16 protein-coding genes are annotated in these 18,271 nt (G+C 58.5%); 14 read left to right on the top strand and 2 right to left on the bottom strand.

All coding sequences use genetic code 11. The features are described from left to right. Positions 1-1,497, bottom strand: a complete 1,497-nt coding sequence (gene ppx, locus ACJ8PN_RS17685) for an exopolyphosphatase (protein WP_004934179.1) — start codon at positions 1,495-1,497, stop codon at positions 1-3. Between the two features lie 5 nt (positions 1,498-1,502). Then, positions 1,503-2,789, bottom strand: coding sequence for an ATP-dependent RNA helicase RhlB (gene rhlB / locus ACJ8PN_RS17680; RefSeq protein ID WP_015376249.1), 1,287 nt, complete (start codon positions 2,787-2,789; stop codon positions 1,503-1,505). A gap of 131 nt (positions 2,790-2,920) precedes the next feature. On the opposite strand from rhlB, the gene trxA reads away from it, so the two are divergent. The 14 genes from trxA to wecG all read left to right on the top strand — a co-directional run bounded on the left by trxA (position 2,921) and on the right by wecG (position 18,123). Next, entirely contained in the window at positions 2,921-3,247 is a 327-nt protein-coding gene (gene trxA, locus ACJ8PN_RS17675) for a thioredoxin TrxA (RefSeq protein ID WP_004934187.1), read from the top strand. A gap of 400 nt (positions 3,248-3,647) precedes the next feature. Next, positions 3,648-4,907, top strand: a complete 1,260-nt coding sequence (gene rho, locus ACJ8PN_RS17670; protein ID WP_004934188.1) for a transcription termination factor Rho — start codon at positions 3,648-3,650, stop codon at positions 4,905-4,907. Positions 4,908-5,203: 296 nt separating this feature from the next. Continuing rightward, a complete protein-coding gene (gene wecA, locus ACJ8PN_RS17665; RefSeq protein WP_004934192.1) occupies positions 5,204-6,301 on the top strand; it encodes a UDP-N-acetylglucosamine--undecaprenyl-phosphate N-acetylglucosaminephosphotransferase in 1,098 nt (365 codons plus the stop codon). A 20-nt stretch (positions 6,302-6,321) separates the two neighbouring features. After that, positions 6,322-7,374, top strand: coding sequence for an ECA polysaccharide chain length modulation protein (gene wzzE / locus ACJ8PN_RS17660; RefSeq protein WP_033631474.1), 1,053 nt, complete (start codon positions 6,322-6,324; stop codon positions 7,372-7,374). Positions 7,375-7,460: 86 nt separating this feature from the next. Beyond that, complete coding sequence (gene wecB / locus ACJ8PN_RS17655; RefSeq protein ID WP_004934198.1) at positions 7,461-8,591, top strand: non-hydrolyzing UDP-N-acetylglucosamine 2-epimerase; 1,131 nt, start codon at positions 7,461-7,463, stop codon at positions 8,589-8,591. Further along, complete coding sequence (gene wecC, locus ACJ8PN_RS17650) at positions 8,588-9,850, top strand: UDP-N-acetyl-D-mannosamine dehydrogenase (RefSeq protein WP_171453144.1); 1,263 nt, start codon at positions 8,588-8,590, stop codon at positions 9,848-9,850. The genes wecB and wecC overlap by 4 nt, the downstream gene beginning before the upstream one ends. Next, a complete protein-coding gene (rffG, locus tag ACJ8PN_RS17645) occupies positions 9,841-10,914 on the top strand; it encodes a dTDP-glucose 4,6-dehydratase (protein WP_171453145.1) in 1,074 nt (357 codons plus the stop codon). The genes wecC and rffG overlap by 10 nt, the downstream gene beginning before the upstream one ends. 48 nt (positions 10,915-10,962) lie before the next feature. Beyond that, positions 10,963-11,844 carry a glucose-1-phosphate thymidylyltransferase RfbA gene (rfbA, locus tag ACJ8PN_RS17640; protein WP_171453146.1) on the top strand — a complete coding sequence of 294 codons (882 nt, stop codon included), beginning with the start codon at positions 10,963-10,965 and terminating at the stop codon, positions 11,842-11,844. Further along, on the top strand, positions 11,822-12,553 hold the full coding sequence (gene rffC, locus ACJ8PN_RS17635) for a dTDP-4-amino-4,6-dideoxy-D-galactose acyltransferase (RefSeq protein WP_171453147.1): 732 nt from the start codon (positions 11,822-11,824) through the stop codon (positions 12,551-12,553). Before rfbA ends, rffC begins: the two co-directional genes overlap by 23 nt. Further along, on the top strand, positions 12,540-13,670 hold the full coding sequence (gene rffA, locus ACJ8PN_RS17630) for a dTDP-4-amino-4,6-dideoxygalactose transaminase (protein WP_171453148.1): 1,131 nt from the start codon (positions 12,540-12,542) through the stop codon (positions 13,668-13,670). Before rffC ends, rffA begins: the two co-directional genes overlap by 14 nt. Position 13,671: 1 nt before the next feature. Next, complete coding sequence (gene wzxE / locus ACJ8PN_RS17625) at positions 13,672-14,922, top strand: lipid III flippase WzxE (RefSeq protein ID WP_171453149.1); 1,251 nt, start codon at positions 13,672-13,674, stop codon at positions 14,920-14,922. Further along, complete coding sequence (locus ACJ8PN_RS17620; protein WP_171453150.1) at positions 14,919-16,004, top strand: TDP-N-acetylfucosamine:lipid II N-acetylfucosaminyltransferase; 1,086 nt, start codon at positions 14,919-14,921, stop codon at positions 16,002-16,004. Before wzxE ends, ACJ8PN_RS17620 begins: the two co-directional genes overlap by 4 nt. Beyond that, on the top strand, positions 16,001-17,368 hold the full coding sequence (gene wzyE, locus ACJ8PN_RS17615) for an ECA oligosaccharide polymerase (RefSeq protein WP_346596024.1): 1,368 nt from the start codon (positions 16,001-16,003) through the stop codon (positions 17,366-17,368). The genes ACJ8PN_RS17620 and wzyE overlap by 4 nt, the downstream gene beginning before the upstream one ends. A 14-nt stretch (positions 17,369-17,382) precedes the next feature. Then, positions 17,383-18,123, top strand: a complete 741-nt coding sequence (gene wecG / locus ACJ8PN_RS17610) for a lipopolysaccharide N-acetylmannosaminouronosyltransferase (RefSeq protein ID WP_004934224.1) — start codon at positions 17,383-17,385, stop codon at positions 18,121-18,123. The last annotated feature ends 148 nt before the right edge of the window (positions 18,124-18,271 follow it).

Genomic DNA, 18,271 nt, shown 5'->3' with positions numbered 1-18,271 from the left:
TCAACGTTGTTCTTCCAACCGCAGCGTCCAGTGGACGTAGCTCTGCCAGTGGCTTTCCTGCTCCAGCGCCTCGGCGCGCAGCGGATGCTGTTCCAGCCAGCCCGGCGGCAAGATCACCGTCAGTTCATCGTCCTGATTGGCGCGTAACCGCACCGCCGGCAGCGTGTCGTCGCGGCGGCGGCTGGCGAAGATGATCGCCAGGCGCAAAATGCGGCACAGGCGCTGCGCAGTGCGCGGCGGCAGGGCGTTTTGCTGGTTCAACAGCGACAGGTCGAGGGTGTTGCTCTGATTTTGCAGCAGGGTGGCCAGCAGTTTTTTCTGCGCCGGGGTAAAGCCGGGTAAGTCCAGGTGGCGGATCAGGTAGGCGGCGTGTTGCGGCGCCTGCTTGAAATCGACGCTGAGGCCGAGTTCGTGAATCAGACTGGCGCTGTGCAACAGCTCGCGACATCGCGCATCCAGCTGCCACTCGTTGGCGACCTGCTGGGAGAAGTTGGCGGCGAGCTGGCTGACGCGTTCGGCCTGCTCGGTGTCGATCAGGTAGCGGCGCTGCAGGTTGCGGATGGTGCGGATGCGAATATCCTGCTCCACCGGCAGATGCAGCATGCCGTAAACCAGACCTTCACGCAGCGCCCCGCCGGCCAGCATCATGCTCTCGATGCCCAGCTCCTGGAAGATGGCCAACAGGATGGACAGGCCGCTCGGGAACACCAGCGCGCGCTCCAGCGTCAACCCTTCGATCTCCAGCTCTTCCAGCTTGCCGCACTGAATGGCGCGCTGTTTCAGCTGGCGCAGTTTGGGCAGGGTGATGCGCTCATCCATGCCCTGCGCCACCATGATCTCCTGCAGCGCTTGCACGGTGCCGGAAGCGCCGACGCAGATCTGCCAACCTTGCTGGCGCAATTGCGGTGCGATCGGCCGCACCATTTCGCGCGCGGCCTGTTCGGCACGCTCGAAGTTTTCTTGCCCAAGGTTGCGATCGCTGAAGTAGCGTTCCAGCCAGGTGACGCAGCCCATCGACAGGCTGTACAGCTGCGTTGCCTGTGCGCCGGTGCCGGTGACCAGTTCGGTGCTGCCGCCGCCGATGTCGACGACCAGCCGACGATCCGGCCCGCCGGTGGTGTGCGCGACGCCGTGATAGATCAGCCGTGCCTCTTCTTCGCCGCTGATCACCTGTACCGGGCAGCCGAGGATTTGCTCGGCGGCCTGCAGGAACTCATCGGCGTTGGACGCCAGACGCAGCGTGGCGGTGGCGACGACGCGGATCTGCTCGCGTGGAATGTCCTGCAGGCGTTCGGAGAACAGCCGCAGGCACTGCCAGCCGCGTTGCATGGCCTCATGCGACAGGTGATTGTTCTGATCCAGCCCGGCCGCCAGGCGCACTTTGCGCTTGATCCGCGCCAGAGTCTGAATGCTGCCGGCCACCTCGCGCACTACCAACATGTGGAAGCTGTTGGAGCCGAGATCGATGGCAGCATAAAGCGTGCTGGAACTGAGCATGGCGATCAGCTCGAACGTTTACGGTTGTTGCGCGGCGCGCCGCCGCGACGAGGCGCGGAGTTGCGACGTGGGCCGTTGCCGCCGCGCGGGCGCGACAGGCGCTTCGGCGCCGGCAAATCGGTCAGCAGCGCATCGCTGTTGTACTTGCTCACCGGAATGCTGTGGTCGATATAGGTCTCGATCGCCGGCAGGTTGAGCGCATACTCTTCACACGCCAGGCTGATGGAGTGGCCGCTGGCGCCTGCGCGGCCGGTACGGCCGATGCGGTGCACGTAGTCTTCGCAGTCGTCAGGCAGATCGTAGTTGAAGACGTGCGTGACGGAAGGGATGTGCAGACCGCGCGCGGCGACGTCGGTGGCGACCAGAATATCGAGATTGCCTTTGGTGAAGTCGTCGAGGATGCGCAGGCGTTTTTTCTGCGCCACGTCACCGGTCAGCAGGCCCACGCGGTGACCGTCGGCGGCCAGATGGCCCCAGATGTCTTCGCAGCGGTGCTTGGTGTTGGCAAAGATGATGGCGCGATCCGGCCACTCTTCTTCGATCAGCGTCTGCAGCAGACGCATTTTTTCTTCGTTGGACGGGTAGAACAGCTCTTCTTTAATGCGGTGGCCGGTTTTCTGTTCCGGTTCCACTTCAACATATTCGGCGTTGTTCATCTGCTCGAAGGCCAGTTCGCGTACGCGATAGGACAGGGTAGCGGAGAACAGCATGTTCAGGCGTTGATCGGCCGCGGGCATGCGGCGGAACAGCCAACGGATGTCTTTGATAAAGCCAAGATCGTACATGCGATCGGCTTCATCCAGCACGACGACCTGCATCGCGCCGAGATCGACATAGTTCTGTTTGGTGTAATCGATTAAACGGCCGGTGGTGCCAATCAGAATGTCCACGCCGCTTTCCAGCACTTTCAGCTGTTTGTCGTAGCCGTCGCCGCCGTAGGCCAGGCCCAGTTTCAGGCCGGTGCTCTGGGAGAGCGCTTCCGCATCGGAGTGGATTTGCACCGCCAGTTCACGCGTAGGCGCCATGATCAAGGCGCGCGGCTGATTGGTCTGGCGATCCTGTTTCGCCGGGTGAGTCAGCAAATAGTGAAAAGTAGACGCCAAAAACGCCAGCGTCTTTCCGGTACCGGTTTGCGCCTGACCTGCAACGTCACGCCCGGAGAGCGTGAGCGGCAATGCTAACGCCTGGATGGGCGTGCAATTGTGAAACCCTTTTTTCTCAAGGGCTTCAAGGACTAACGGGTGCAGGGCGAAGTCGGAAAACTTCTGTTCGGTCAAGTGTGTTTTGCTCATAGTGTGGTAGAATATCAGCTAACTATTGCTTTACGAAAGCACATCCGTTGAAATAAACGCGGTGCAATAAAATCACCTTGAGTTGGTTAATGCTACACCAACAAGGTAGACATAATCCTGTGGAGTAGAACATGAGCGATAAAATTATTCACCTGACTGACAGCAGCTTCGAAGCTGACGTGCTGAAAGCGGAAGGGCCGATCCTGGTCGATTTCTGGGCTGAATGGTGTGGGCCGTGCAAGATGATTGCTCCGATTCTGGATGAGATTGCCGAAGAGTTCGAAGGCAAACTGACCATCACCAAGCTGAATATCGATCAGAACCCGGCTACCGCGCCTAAGTACGGTATCCGTGGCATCCCTACGCTGTTGCTGTTCAAGAACGGTGAAGTGGCCGCGACCAAGGTTGGCGCGTTGTCCAAAGGTCAGCTCAAAGATTTCCTGAACGCGAATCTGTAATCGGGCGGGAAGCCCAGTATCAGGCGCCTGGCGGTGATGTTCAATTCACCGCTAGACGCCTGCCAAGAAGCGTGTTAAGTTTAACCACACTGCATATAGAACTTGCCCGAAGTTTTAAATCTAAAGAGTTTGAATCTAAAGCTATACTCTGTGTCGAATCACTGGCGTTGAAAGTAAACTGAACTCAGCCCGTGTTTTGGCAATCAAACGGTTTTGCAAAAATCATTTTTAAGGTACCTTCGATCTTCAACCGTCAATGCGTGCGCCCGATGTAAGCCATTTCTTACCGCGACGGCTCTGCGCCCGGTGATCGAACGTCCAGTAAACAGGCACGCATTTCGCTGCCATACCATTCACGATACAAGTTCGAGACATACCCCGAGTTTAAGAACCCACCACTATGAATCTTACCGAATTAAAGAATACGCCGGTTTCTGAGCTGATTACTCTCGGCGAAAATATGGGGCTGGAAAACCTTGCCCGCATGCGCAAGCAGGACATTATCTTCTCCATTCTGAAGCAACATGCGAAAAGCGGAGAAGATATCTTCGGCGACGGCGTGCTCGAGATATTGCAGGATGGATTCGGTTTCCTCCGCTCTGGAGACAGTTCCTACCTCGCCGGTCCCGACGACATCTACGTATCCCCTAGCCAAATCCGCCGCTTCAACCTCCGCACTGGTGACACCATTTCCGGTAAGATTCGTCCGCCAAAAGAAGGCGAGCGCTATTTTGCCCTGTTGAAAGTCAACGAAGTCAACTACGACAAGCCGGAAAACGCCCGCAGCAAGATCCTGTTCGAGAACTTGACGCCGCTGCACGCCAATTCCCGTCTGCGGATGGAGCGCGGCAACGGCTCGACCGAAGACCTGACGGCGCGCGTACTCGATCTGGCGGCGCCAATTGGCCGTGGCCAGCGTGGCCTGATCGTGGCACCGCCGAAAGCCGGTAAAACCATGCTGCTGCAGAATATCGCGCAGAGCATTGCCTACAACCACCCAGACTGCGTGCTGATGGTGCTGCTGATCGACGAACGTCCGGAAGAAGTGACCGAGATGCAGCGCCTGGTGAAAGGCGAAGTGATCGCCTCGACCTTCGACGAGCCGGCTTCGCGTCACGTGCAAGTGGCCGAAATGGTGATCGAGAAGGCCAAGCGCCTGGTTGAGCACAAGAAAGACGTGATCATTCTGCTCGACTCCATCACCCGTCTGGCGCGTGCCTACAACACCGTGGTACCGGCCTCGGGCAAGGTGCTGACCGGTGGTGTGGACGCCAACGCCCTGCATCGTCCGAAGCGTTTCTTCGGTGCGGCACGTAACGTGGAAGAGGGCGGCAGCCTGACCATCATCGCGACTGCGCTGGTTGATACCGGTTCGAAGATGGACGAAGTGATCTACGAAGAATTTAAAGGTACCGGCAACATGGAATTGCATCTGGCGCGTAAAATCGCCGAGAAACGCGTATTCCCGGCTATCGATTACAACCGCTCCGGTACCCGTAAAGAAGAGCTGCTCACCACTTCCGAAGAGCTGCAAAAAATGTGGATCCTGCGCAAAATCATTCACCCGATGGGTGAGATTGACGCGATGGAGTTCCTCATTAATAAGTTGGCGATGACTAAAACCAACGATGAATTCTTCGATATGATGAAACGCTCATAATTCGTTAAAAAATTCGCTGAACGCCACGCCTAGTCGTGGCGTTTTTCGCTTTTGGCGGATACGATAAGTAGCAGTAATGGAAAAGTAAGTTGTTTCCTCGACTTATTGAGAATTCATCTTGTTTGTCGGTCGGCCCGGTGCCGGTCGGCTTTGCTGCTGTCGTTTTGTCAGCCGATGCGAAGAAAATAGGCATGAATCACCGTTGTCATAGGAAATGACCGAAAGGTGGCGGGGGTCGATGGCACAAGCTATTGCCCGTGGTAAGCTGCCTTATCTTCTACAGAGATCTGTTAACTGTGAACTTACTCACTATGAGTACTGAAATTCTATTTGTTTTCCTGTTTTCTTTGGCTTTTCTCTTTGTTGCCCGCAAGGCGGCAAAACGTATTGGTCTGGTAGATAAACCCAATTATCGCAAACGCCATCAGGGGTTGATTCCGCTGGTCGGCGGTATTTCCGTTTATGCCGGGTTGTGCTTCGCGTTTTGGATTTCCGAACAACCTATCGCGCACGCCAAGCTTTATCTCACCTGCGCCGGCATTCTGGTGTTTGTGGGCGCGCTCGACGATCGTTTCGACATCAGCGTTAAAATCCGCGCCTTGGTGCAGGCATTAGTCGGCATCGCCATGATGGTGTTCGCCGGTCTGTATCTGCGCAGCTTCGGTCATGTGCTGGGTGACTGGGAGATGCTGCTGGGGCCGTTCGGCTATCTGGTGACGCTGTTCGCGGTATGGGCGGCGATCAACGCCTTCAACATGGTCGACGGTATTGATGGCCTGCTGGGTGGGCTGTCGTGCGTCTCCTTCGGGGCGCTGGGCCTGCTGCTGTACCTGAGCGGCCATCATGAGCTGGCGTTCTGGTGCTTTGCGATGATCGCCACCATCGTTCCCTATATTTTGCTCAACCTCGGCATCCTCGGCCGACGTTATAAGGTGTTTATGGGGGACGCCGGCAGCACCCTGATCGGCTTTACCGCCATTTGGCTGCTGCTGCAAAGCTCGCAGGGTAAGGCACACTCGATCAACCCGGTGACCGCGCTGTGGATCATCGCTATTCCGCTGATGGACATGATAGCAATCATGTACCGTCGTTTACGCAAGGGGATGAGCCCCTTCTCTCCCGATCGTCAACATATTCACCACCTGATCATGCGCGCCGGCTTTACGCCGCGGCAGGCTTTCGTGTTGATCACCCTGGCGGCCGCATTGCTGGCGGCGGTGGGCGTGATCGGCGAACGCCTGACTTTTATCCCTGAGTGGGTTATGTTGGCATTATTCTTGCTTGCTTTCTTCCTGTACGGTTACTGCATCAAGCGCGCCTGGCGGGTTGCGCGGTACATTAAGCGTATCAAGCGCCGGCTGCGGCGTTCGAGCGATAACAAGCAAGTATCTTAACCAGAGGCTTTTTGGCTGTGATGAATCCAGAAACAACGTCTGACAAGCATACCCCGGCGGTGGATAACGAACTCGATATTCGCGGCCTGTGCTGCACCCTGTGGCGCGGCAAACCGTGGATTATCGGCATTGCGGTGCTGTTCGCGGCGGTCGCGCTGATCGTTTCTTACCTGGTTAAGCAAGAGTGGAGCGCGACCGCAATCACCGACAAACCCACGGTGAATGCGCTGGGCGGTTACTATTCCCAGCAGCAGTTCCTGCGCAATCTGGACGTGCGCACGTTGCCGGCGACGGCCGGCGATCAGCCGAGCATCGCGGATGAAGCGTACAATGAGTTCATCATGCAGCTGGCGGCTTACGACACGCGTCGCGATTTTTGGCTGCAGAGCGATTACTACAAACAGCGTCAGGAAGGGGATGCCCGTGCCGATGCGGCATTGCTCGACGAGCTGATCAATAACATTCTGTTCACGCCGCGCGACGACAAGAAAGTCCCGAACGACGGCGTGAAGCTGACGGCGGAAACCGCAGCGGACGCCAATCGCCTGCTGCGTCAATACGTGGCCTTCGCCAGCCACCGCGCTGCTCTGCACCTGAACGAAGAGATTCAGGGGGCGTGGGCCGCCCGTACCACCTCAATGAAGGCGCAGGTCAAGCGTCAGGAAGCGGTGGCGGAGTCGGTTTACAAGCGCGAGCTGAACACCACGCAGCAGGCGCTGAAAATCGCCGAAAGCCAGGGGATCAGCCGCACGCAAACCGACACCCCGGCAGAACAGTTGCCGGATTCGGATCTGTTCCTGCTGGGCCGGCCAATGCTGCAGGCGCGTCTGGAAGGCCTGCAGGCCTCCGGCCCGACCTACGACCTGGATTACGATCAGAATCGTGCAATGTTGGCGACGCTGAACGTTGGTCCGACGTTGGATGAGAAGTTCCAGACCTATCGTTATTTGCGTACGCCGGAAGAGCCGGTAAAACGCGACAGCCCGCGCCGGGTATTCTGGCTGATTCTATGGGGCGCGATGGGCGCTTTGGTTGGCGCGGGTGTTGCCTTGGCGCGTCGGCCGCGTAGTTAAAAAATAATATAATAATCTGATGCAGGGCGCGTGAGCGCCCCATTCGCAGGCGGGGCCTGCGATTAACCGACCAAAAGAGATTCGCTGTGAAAGTGTTGACTGTTTTCGGCACCAGACCTGAAGCCATTAAAATGGCGCCGCTGGTACATGCACTGGCCCAGGATGAGGCCTTTGAAGCAAGAGTCTGCGTAACGGCACAGCATCGTGAGATGTTGGATCAGGTATTGCGGTTGTTCGAGATCACGCCGGATTACGACCTGAACATCATGAAACCCGGTCAGGGGCTAACGGAAATCACCTGCCGCATCCTGGAAGGGCTGAAAGGGGTGCTGGAAGACTTCAAACCGGACGTGGTGCTGGTGCACGGCGATACCACCACCACGCTGGCGACCAGTCTGGCAGCGTTCTATCAACGCATCCCCGTCGGGCATGTCGAGGCCGGGCTGCGTACCGGCAATCTGTATTCTCCCTGGCCGGAAGAGGCCAACCGCAAACTGACCGGCCATCTGGCGATGTACCACTTCGCGCCGACCGAGAACTCGCGCCAAAACCTGCTGCGCGAGCTGCTGCCGGACAACCGTATTTTTGTGACCGGCAATACGGTGATCGACGCGCTGTTCTGGGTGCGCGATCGCGTGATGAGCGATGCTGCGCTGCGCGCCAGCCTGGCGCAGCGTTACCCGTTCCTCGACGCCGACAAAAAACTGATTCTGGTCACCGGCCATCGCCGGGAAAGTTTTGGCGGCGGTTTTGAGCGGATTTGCAGTGCGCTGGCGGAGATCGCCCGCAGCCACCCGGAAGTGCAGGTAGTGTACCCGGTACATCTCAATCCGAATGTCAGCGAGCCGGTGAATCGCATTTTGAAAGGCATCGACAACGTCATGCTGATCGAGCCGCAGGATTATTTGCCGTTTGTCTATTTGATGACCCACGCTTACATGATCCTGACCGACTCCGGCGGCATTCAGGAAGAGGCGCCCTCGTTAGGCAAGCCGGTGCTGGTGATGCGCGACACCACCGAGCGCCCGGAGGCGGTAGATGCGGGCACGGTGCGCCTGGTCGGCACCGATGTGGCCAAAATTGTTGAAGCGGTGACCCGGCTGTTGACGGACGAAAGCGAATATCACGCGATGAGCCGGGCGCACAACCCATACGGCGACGGGCATGCCTGTCAGCGTATCCTCGAAGCTTTAAAGAATCATCAGGTGACACTATGAGTTTTGACACTATTTCGGTTATCGGCCTGGGTTATATCGGCTTGCCAACGGCGGCGGCGTTTGCTTCCCGCAAGAAAAAAGTGGTGGGTGTAGATGTTAACCAACATGCGGTAGATACCATTAACCGCGGCGCGATCCATATCATCGAGCCGGATCTGGACAAAGTGGTCAAGGACGCCGTCGACGGCGGTTTCCTGCGGGCGGTGACCAAACCGCTGGCGGCCGATGCGTTCCTGATCGCGGTGCCTACGCCGTTCAAGGGCGATCACGAGCCGGATCTGGCCTATGTCGAAGCCGCGGCGAAATCGCTGGCGCCGGTGCTGAAAAAAGGCGATCTGGTGATCCTGGAGTCCACCTCGCCGGTGGGCGCCACTGAACAAATGGCGGACTGGTTGGCGCAGGCGCGCAGCGATCTCAGCTTCCCGCAGCAAGCGGGCGAAGCGGCGGACGTGAATATCGCCTACTGCCCGGAGCGCGTGTTGCCGGGGCAGGTGATGGTAGAGCTGATTCAAAACGACCGCGTGATCGGCGGCATGACGCCGAAGTGCTCGGAACGAGCCAGCGCGCTGTACAAGATTTTCCTCGAGGGGGAATGCGTAGTCACCAACTCACGCACTGCCGAGATGTGCAAGCTGACGGAAAACAGCTTCCGCGACGTGAATATCGCCTTTGCCAACGAATTGTCGTTGATTTGCGCCGAACAGGGGATCAACGTCTGGGAACTGATCCGCCTGGCGAACCGCCATCCGCGGGTGAATATTCTGCAGCCGGGGCCGGGCGTAGGCGGCCACTGCATTGCCGTCGATCCGTGGTTTATCGTGGCGCAAAACCCGCAGCAGGCGCGTCTGATCCACACCGCACGTCTGGTGAACGACGGCAAACCGTTGTGGGTGGTCGACCGGGTGAAAGCGGCGGTGGCCGATTGCCTGGCCGCCACCGACAAGCGCGCGTCCGAGGTGAAAATTGCCTGCTTCGGGCTGGCCTTCAAGCCGAATATCGACGATTTGCGTGAAAGCCCGGCGGTGGAAGTGGCGCACCTGATCGCCGAATGGCACGTCGGCGAAACGCTGGCGGTGGAACCGAATGTCGAACAGTTGCCGAAGTCGCTGGCGGGCCATGTGACGTTGACGCCAATCGCTGAGGCGTTGCAGCAGGCCGATGTGATCGTGATGTTGGTCGATCACCAACAGTTCAAGGCCATCCGGCCGGAAGATGTAAAACAAACATGGGTTGTTGATACCAAAGGAGTATGGCGTTGAAACGTATTTTAGTTACCGGTGGTGCCGGTTTCATTGGCTCCGCAGTTGTGCGGCACATCATCGAGGCCACCGGCGACAGCGTGGTGGTGGTGGATAAGCTGACCTATGCCGGTAACCTCGAGTCGCTGGCGGTGGTGGCCGACAGCGAGCGCTATGCTTTCGAGCAGGTCGACATCTGCGATCGTGCCGAGCTGGATCGGGTATTTGCCCGCTATCAGCCGGACGTGGTGATGCACCTGGCGGCGGAAAGCCACGTCGATCGTTCTATCGACGGCCCGGCGGCCTTTATCGAGACCAACGTGGTTGGCACTTACACGATGCTGGAAGCGGCGCGCCATTACTGGCAGCCGTTGGCGGCGGAGAAGAAGCAGGCTTTCCGCTTCCATCATATCTCCACCGACGAAGTGTACGGCGATCTGCACGGCACCGACGATCTGTTCACCGAAACCACGCCATATGCGCCGAGCAGTCCTTATTCCGCCTCCAAGGCGTCGAGCGATCATCTGGTACGTGCCTGGTTGCGCACCTACGGTTTGCCGACCCTCGTGACCAACTGCTCGAACAACTACGGCCCTTATCACTTCCCGGAGAAGTTGATTCCGTTGGTGATCCTGAATGCGGTAGCCGGCAAACCGCTGCCGGTATACGGTAACGGCGCGCAGGTGCGTGACTGGTTGTATGTTGAAGATCACGCGCGCGCGCTTTATCAGGTCGTGACCGAAGGCGTGGTGGGCGAAACTTACAATATCGGCGGCCATAACGAGCGCAAGAATATCGAAGTGGTGCAGACCATCTGCGATCTGCTGGAAGAACTGGCGCCAAACAAACCGCAGGGCGTGGCGCACTACCGCGATCTGATCACTTACGTGAAGGATCGCCCCGGCCACGATATGCGTTACGCCATCGACGCCGGCAAGATCGATCGCGAGTTGGGCTGGCGGCCGCAGGAAACGTTCGAAAGCGGCATTCGCAAGACGGTAGCCTGGTATTTGGCTAACGAAACCTGGTGGCGCCGGGTGCAAGACGGTTCTTATGCCGGTGAGCGTTTGGGGTTGTCAGATTAATTTAACGCCGCGTCGCTTTGTGGCGGTGCGGCGGGTTTTGGAGTAAGTATGAAAGGTATTATTCTGGCCGGCGGTTCCGGTACGCGTCTGCATCCGATCACGCGCGGCGTGTCAAAACAACTGCTGCCGATTTATGACAAGCCGATGATCTATTACCCGATGTCGGTACTGATGCTGGCGGGGATCCGCGACATTTTGATCATCTCGACCCCGGAAGATCTGCCGTCCTTCGAGCGTTTGTTGGGTAACGGCGAACAGTTCGGCGTCAATCTCAGCTACGCTGCGCAGCCTAAGCCGGAAGGGTTGGCGCAGGCGTTCCTGATCGGCGAGGAGTTTATCAACGGCGATTCTTGCTGCCTGGTATTGGGAGATAACATCTTCTTCGGCCAGTCTTTCAGCCCGAAATTAAAAACCGTCGCGGCTCGCACCGAAGGGGCCACCGTGTTCGGTTATCAGGTCATGGATCCTGAACGCTTTGGCGTCGTGGAGTTTGACGACAATTTCCGTGCGCTGTCGATCGAAGAGAAACCGAAGAAACCGAAATCCGATTGGGCGGTGACCGGCCTGTACTTCTACGATAATCAGGTGGTGGAGTTTGCCAAGCAGGTGAAGCCTTCCGAGCGCGGCGAGCTGGAAATCACCAGCATCAACCAGATGTATCTGGAGCGCGGTGAACTGACCGTCGAACTGTTGGGGCGCGGTTTCGCCTGGTTGGACACCGGGACTCACGACAGCTTGCTGGAAGCCAGCAGCTTCGTGCAGACGGTAGAAAAACGCCAGGGCTTTAAAATCGCCTGCCTGGAAGAGATTGCCTGGCGCAACGGTTGGCTGGATGACAAGGGGCTGAAACGCGCCGCCACTTCATTGTCCAAAACGGGCTACGGCAAGTATTTGCTGGATCTGCTGCATGCGCGTCCACGCCACTATTGAGCCTTTGTCGTGGGAAAGCGAGTTTTTCGCGCTAGACAGCGCGAAACTCAGCTTTTCCTCCTCGGCTCCGGCGCTTGCCGAAGCCGATCTGGCGGCTTATACCCTGGTGCAGGCCAAAGTCCCCGCGCAGCACCTTGCGTTGGCGGACGGCCTGGCTGATTTGGGATTTCGCCTGGTTGAGGGCGAAGTCGATCTGGTTCTGGCTCTTGAGCACGATCACGCGGTTGAACCGGGTTCCGTCGCCCAGACTTCCCGCCTGGCGACAAAGGCCGATATCCCGGCATTGCGTGCCGCGGCGGCTCAGGCGTTCACCGTCAGCCGCTTTCGTACGCCCTGGTATCAACCTGATGACAGCGGCCGGTTTTATGCTTTGTGGATCGAAAAGGCCGTTTTGGGCACTTTCGATCATCAGTGCCTGTTGGCGCTGGACGAACAGGGGCGGCCAGAGGGATTTGTCAGCCTGCGTGACATTGGCGGCCAGGAAACGCGCATCGGCCTGTTGGCGGCTTTCCCCGGCGCATCCGGCCGGGGCGTGGGCGCCAGGCTGATGACGGCGGCGATCGCCGAGTGTCGGCGGCAAGGAATGCAGCGCCTGCGGGTCGCGACCCAGATAGGCAATATCGCCGCATTACGACTCTATCAACGACAGGGTGCCGTGATTGAAAGCACCGCGTACTGGCTATACAGAGGTAGACATGATTCCATTTAACGCTCCACCGGTTGTTGGCACTGAACTGGAATATATGCAGGCTGCCATGGGCAGCGGAAAATTGTGCGGCGATGGCGGTTTCACCCGTCGCTGCCAGCAGTGGATGGAACAGCGTTTCGGCAGCGCGAAAGTGTTGTTGACGCCTTCCTGCACCGCGTCGTTGGAAATGGCCGCCATCCTGCTGGATATCCAGCCGGGTGATGAAGTGATCATGCCGAGCTTTACCTTCGTTTCCACCGCCAATGCCTTTGTGCTGCGCGGTGCCAAAGTGGTGTTCGTCGACCTGCGTCCGGACACCATGAACATCGACGAAACCAAAATCGAAGCGGCGATCACCGATAAAACCCGCGCGATTGTACCGGTGCACTATGCCGGCGTTGCCTGCGAGATGGATACCATCATGGCGCTGGCGAAGAAATATAACCTATTCGTGGTGGAAGATGCCGCGCAGGGCGTGATGTCGACCTACAAAGGCAAGGCATTGGGCACCATCGGCCATATCGGCTGCTTCAGCTTCCATGAAACCAAAAACTACACCGCCGGCGGCGAAGGCGGCGCGACGCTGGTGAACGATCCGGCCCTGGTCGATCGGGCGGAAGTCATCCGCGAGAAGGGCACTAACCGCAGTCAGTTCTTCCGTGGCCAGGTCGACAAATATACCTGGCGCGACATCGGTTCCAGCTATCTGATGTCTGACCTGCAGGCCGCCTACCTGTGGGGCCAGCTGGAAGTGGCGGAACGCATCAACCAGCGCCGTTTGGCTCTGTGGCAGAAGTACTACGACAGCTTCCAGCCGTTGGCCCGGTCAGGCCGCATCGAACTGCCGGTAATCCCGGCCGACTGCGTGCATAACGCGCACATGTTCTATATCAAGCTGCGTGATATTGAAGAGCGCACGGCCTTTATCGACTACCTGAAGGAAGCCGAAATCATGGCGGTGTTCCACTATATTCCGCTGCATGACTGCCCGGCCGGTGAACGCTTTGGCCGCTTTGCCGGCGAAGATCGTTACACCACGCAGGAAAGCGCGCGCCTGGTGCGCTTGCCGCTGTTTTACAATATGTCTGATGTCAATCAGCGTACGGTAATCAATACCATCCTGAGCTTCTTTGCCTGATATGTCGTTGGCAAAAGCATCGATATGGACCGCCGGCTCCACGCTGATCAAAATCGGCGTGGGGCTGTTGGTGGTGAAACTGCTGGCGGTGGCGTTTGGTCCCAGCGGGGTGGGGCAGGCGGGTAACTTCCGCCAGTTGATCACCGTGTTGGGCGTGCTGTCCGGCGCGGGCATTTTTAACGGTATCACCAAATACGTGGCGGAGTACCACCAGGATCCGCAGCGTTTACGCCTGGCGGTGGGCACCGCGTCGAGCATCGTGCTGGGTTTTTCGACCTTGCTGGCGCTGGTGTTTTTGTTCGCCGCCGAACCGATCAGCGTCGGGTTGTTCGGGCATGCCGATTACGTCGATGTGGTGCGCGCCGTCGCTTTCATTCAGATGGGCATCGCCTACGCCAACCTGTTCATGGCGGTGCTGAAAGGCTATCGCGACGCGATGGGCAATGCGCTGGCGGTGATCGGCGGCAGCCTGATTGGCGTGGTGGCTTATTACCTGTGCTTCAAGCTGGGGGGCTATGAAGGCGCGCTGGCGGGGCTGGCGCTGGTGCCGGCGTTGGTGGTGTTGCCGGCCGGGCTGATGCTGTGGCGGCGCAAAACGCTGCCGCTGCGCTATCTGGCGCCGCGTTGGGACAAACTCGTGGCCGGCAACCTTGGCAAATTCACCCTCATGGCGTTGATCACCTCGGTGACGCTGCCGGTGGCTTACGTGATGATGCGTAACCTGCTGGCTGCGCATTACGGTTGGGATGAGGTGGGGATTTGGCAGGGCGTCAGCAGCATTTCCGATGCCTATCTGCAGTTCATCACCGCCTCGTTTACCGTCTATCTGCTGCCGACGCTGTCGCGGCTGACGGACAAGGGCGCCATCTCGCGGGAGATCGTGCGCTCGCTGAAATTCGTGCTGCCGGCGGTAGCGGCGGCAAGCTTTACGGTATGGCTGCTGCGTGATTTCGCCATCTGGCTGTTGTTCTCGGACAAATTCGTCGCCATGCGCGATCTGTTTGCCTGGCAGTTGGTGGGCGACGTGCTGAAAGTCGGGGCCTATGTGTTCGGCTATTTGGTGATCGCCAAAGCGTCGCTGCGCTTTTATATCCTGACGGAAGTCAGCCAGTTTCTGCTGCTGACGCTGTTCTCACACTGGCTGATCCCGCGGCACGGCGCGCTGGGGGCGGCTCAGGCCTATATGGCAACCTACATCGTGTATTTCACGCTCTGTAGCTGCGTGTTTCTTATCTATCGTAGACGAGTATGACCACACTGATTCACGTTCTGGGATCCGATATCCCGCATCATAACCAGACGGTGCTGCGCTTCTTCAATGACGTGCTGGCGCCGCGTCTGCCGGCTGAGCAGACGCGGCATTTTATGGTGGCGGCCAAGGATGTGGCGACACTGGGAGATTTCCCCGCCCTGAACATTGAGCCCTACGCGGACAAGAAAAGCCTGGCGGCGGCGGTGATCGCGCGCGCCCAGGCCGATCGGGATACGCGTTTCTTCCTGCACGGCCAGTTCAACCCGGGGCTGTGGCTGGCGCTGCTGAGCGGCAAGATCAAGGCGCGTCAGGTCAGTTGGCATATTTGGGGCGCCGATCTGTATGAGGACGCCACCAGCTGGAAATTCCGGCTGTTCTATCTGCTGCGCCGCATTGCGCAGGGGCGGGTAGGGAATGTGTTTGCTACTCGCGGCGACGTGATTCACTACCAGCAGCGCCATGCGCGGGTGCCGGCCTCGCTGCTGTACTTCCCGACCCGCATGGATCCGGCGCTGACCGACGTTCACGTCGAGAAAAACCTGGCCGGGCCGATGACGATTCTGGTGGGCAACTCCGGCGATCGCAGCAATCGGCATATCGAAGCGCTGCAGGCGATTCATCAGCAGTTCGGCGCCGACGTGCGCGTGATCCTGCCGATGGGTTATCCGGCCAATAACGATGCTTACATCGAGCAGGTGCGCGCCGCCGGGTTGCCGCTGTTCGGCGAGAAAAACCTGCAGCTGCTCACGCAGCAGGTGGCATTCGAGGACTACCTCAATATTCTGCGCGCCTGCGATCTGGGCTATTTCATTTTCAATCGCCAGCAGGGGATTGGCACCCTGTGCCTGCTGATTCAGTTCGGCGTGCCTTTTGTGCTCAGCCGGCAAAACCCGTTCTGGCAGGATTTGGCGGAACAGCACCTGCCGGTGCTGTTCTACGGCGATTCGCTGGACGAGGCGGTGGTGCGCGAAGCGCAGCGTCAGCTGGCGGCGGTGGATAAACAGGCGATCGCCTTCTTCAATCCGAACTATGTTGACGGCTGGCAGCAAGCCCTGGCGTTGGCGGCGGGAGAACATTCATGACGTTGGCGCAATTCGGCGGCCTGTTTGTCGTCTATCTGGTCAGCCTGACGTTTATCCTGACGCTGACCTACCAGGAGTTTCGGCGCGTGCGCTTTAACTTCAACGTCTTCTTCTCGCTGCTGTATTTGTTGACGTTCTATTTCGGCTTCCCGTTAACCTGCCTGCTGGTGTTTCAGTTTGACGTCGAGGTGGTGCCGGTGGAGTTTCTGCTGTACGCCCTGCTGTCGGCGACGGCGTTTTACGCCATCTATTACGTCACCTACAAGACCCGGCTGCGCAAGCGCCGCACTCAGCCGCGCGCGGCGCTGTTTACCATGAACCGGGTAGAGACTCATATGACCTGGGTGCTGCTGGCGCTGGTGGCGATCGGTACCGTTGGGATCTTCTTCATGCAGAACGGCTTCCTGCTGTTCAAGCTCAATTCCTACAGCCAGATCTTCTCCAGCGATGTGTCCGGCGTAGCGCTCAAGCGGTTCTTCTACTTCTTCATTCCGGCGATGCTGGTGGTCTATTTCCTGCGGCAGGATCTGCGCGCCTGGTTTTTGTTCCTGGTGGCGACGGTGGCGTTCGGTATTCTGACCTACGTGATCGTCGGCGGCACCCGTGCCAATATCATCATCGCTTTCGCGTTGTTCCTGTTTATCGGCATCGTGCGCGGCTGGATCACGCTGTGGATGCTGGCGGCGGCGGGCATATTCGGCGTGGTCGGCATGTTCTGGCTGGCGTTGAAGCGCTATAGCCTGGACGTCAGCGGCGCGGAAGCGTTTTATACCTTCCTCTACCTGACCCGCGATACCTTCTCGCCGTGGGAAAACCTGGCGCTGCTGCTGCAAAATTACGACAAGATCGATTTCCAAGGCCTGGCGCCGATCTTGCGTGATTTCTACGTCTTTATCCCAACCTGGCTATGGCCGAGCCGGCCGGACGTGGTGCTGAACTCGGCCAACTATTTCACCTGGGAAGTGCTGAACAACCACTCCGGGCTGGCGATTTCGCCGACGCTGATTGGTTCGCTGGTGGTGATGGGCGGCGCGCTGTTTATCCCGCTCGGCGCGATTCTGGTGGGCATGATCATCAAGTGGTTCGACTGGCTGTATGAGCTGGGCAAAACAGAGCCGAACCGCTATAAGGCGGCCATTCTGCAGGGGTTCTGCTTCGGCGCGGTGTTCAACATGATCGTGTTGGCGCGTGAAGGGGTGGACTCATTCGTGTCGCGCGTGGTGTTCTTCTGCATCATTTTCGGCGCCTGTCTGGTGCTGGCGAAGTTGCTGTATTGGCTGTTCGATACCGCCGGGCTGATCAAGGCCAGAGTGACGCGTGCCCGCGCGCTGGCGTCTCCGCCTCGGGCCAACGGTCTTTTGTAAGGGTAATGAGAACGATGGAAACAAAGATTTCGGTGCCGCAGTATGAGCTGCGCGGTTTCAGCCTGTGGGGCTTTCGCGATATGGCGCATTGCATGGACTTTCTGTTCGACGGCGGCCGGGTCAAACAGGGCACGCTGGTGGCGATGAATGCGGAAAAGATCCTGAAGGCGGAAGAGGACCCGGCGCTGCATGCGTTGCTGGATGAAGCGGAGTACAAGTACGCCGACGGCATCAGTATGGTGCGCTCAATCCGCCGCAAATACCCGGCGGCGGATGTGTCGCGCGTCGCGGGCGCCGATCTGTGGGAAGCGTTGATGCAGCGCGCCGGCCGCGAAGGCACGCCGGTCTTCTTGGTCGGCGGCAAGCCGGAAGTCTTGGCGGAAACCGAGCAAAAGCTGCGCAGCCAGTGGAATGTCAACCTGGTGGGCAGCCAGGACGGCTATTTCAAACCGGATCAGCGAGAGGCGCTGTTCGAGCGTATTCGTGCCAGCGGCGCCGCTATCGTGACGGTGGCGATGGGATCGCCGAAGCAGGAGATCCTGATGCGCGATTGCCGCAAGGTGCATCCGCAGGCGCTGTATATGGGCGTGGGCGGCACCTACGACGTTTTTACCGGGCATGTGAAGCGTGCGCCCAAGGTGTGGCAGAACCTTGGTCTGGAATGGCTCTACCGCCTGCTCAGCCAACCCAGCCGCATCGGCAGGCAGTTGAAGCTGTTGAAGTTTGTCGGCTACTACTACAGCGGCAAGATGTAACCTATCATCCGGGGTGGAAAGTGCTGTTCCGCTCCGGACTGCTGTACCAATAATCTGCTTTTGCGCGTTTCTCCCGCATATCTATAACCCTCGGCCCTAAACGCCGCTGCATTTATTCCATAAAGTTTTAAATTGCGGTTTGCTTATA

The sequence above is a fragment of the Serratia sp. CY76391 genome, assembly GCF_052166695.1.
GTDB classification, from domain to species: domain Bacteria; phylum Pseudomonadota; class Gammaproteobacteria; order Enterobacterales; family Enterobacteriaceae; genus Serratia; species Serratia nematodiphila.
Note: the sequence above shows the minus strand (reverse complement) of the source record. Positions and strands in the feature narration are given on the sequence as shown.